This is a genomic window from Mesorhizobium sp. M8A.F.Ca.ET.021.01.1.1, assembly GCF_003998025.1.
In the GTDB taxonomy this organism is placed as follows: Bacteria; Pseudomonadota; Alphaproteobacteria; order Rhizobiales; family Rhizobiaceae; genus Mesorhizobium.
In genome coordinates, this window is sequence record NZ_RZSJ01001029.1 from 1 (window position 1) to 813 (window position 813).

1 protein-coding gene and 1 pseudogene are annotated in these 813 nt (G+C 67.2%); both read left to right on the forward strand.

From position 1 onward, the window contains the following. Positions 1 to 406 (forward strand): efflux RND transporter permease subunit (locus EOA36_RS36370; RefSeq protein WP_189553568.1); only part of this gene is annotated, 406 nt, incomplete at its 5' end. Positions 407 to 417: 11 nt separating this feature from the next. Beyond that, positions 418 to 813 (forward strand): annotated as a pseudogene (locus tag EOA36_RS36375) (TolC family protein); the annotation flags it as partial.

An 813-nucleotide genomic window follows, 5' to 3' on the forward strand; every position in this document is an offset into this window, starting at 1 on the left:
GACCAACGACGTCTATTTCAAGGTCGGGCTTTTGACCACGATCGGGCTGGCCGCCAAGAACGCCATCCTGATCGTCGAGTTCGCCATCGAGCGGCAGGCGGCCGGCATGGGGCTGGTGGAGGCGACGCTGGAGGCGGCGCGACAACGATTGCGGCCGATCCTGATGACGTCGCTGGCCTTCATCCTCGGCGTCACGCCGCTGGCGATCGCCAGCGGCGCCGGCTCGGGGGCGCAGAACTCCGTCGGCATCGGCGTGATGGGCGGCATGATCGCGGCGACGGTGATCGGCGTGTTCCTGGTGCCGCTGCTGTTCGTCACGGTGCGGCGCATCTTCAAGGGCAGGGTGGCTAAACCAGATCCCGGGCAGGATACGGGCGAAACGCCGGTGACGGCCAACCAGCAATAAGGGGTTCTCACATGACAGGTCTTGAACGTGGCTCGGTGGCCGCGAGGCGGCTCCTTGCGCCTATTCTCGGCGCGGCCTTGCTCGCGGGATGCGTCGTCGGTCCGGACTATCGGACGCCCATCCTGCCGATGCCGGCAAACTGGAGCGGCCAGAAGCCGACCAAGTCCGCCCAGCCGGCGCGGCTTTCACAATGGTGGCAGCGCCTGCGCGACCCGCAGCTCAACATGCTTGTCGCGGAAGCGGTCGCCGGCAATCTCGATGTCGCGACCGCGAAGGCCAAGATCCGCGAGGCGCGCGCCAGCTACCGCCAGAGCGCCGGCACATTGCTGCCGTCGGTGGATGGATCCGGCTCGATCACGCGCAACAAGTCGGCCGAGACGACATCGGGCGCCAATTCCATCTACGCG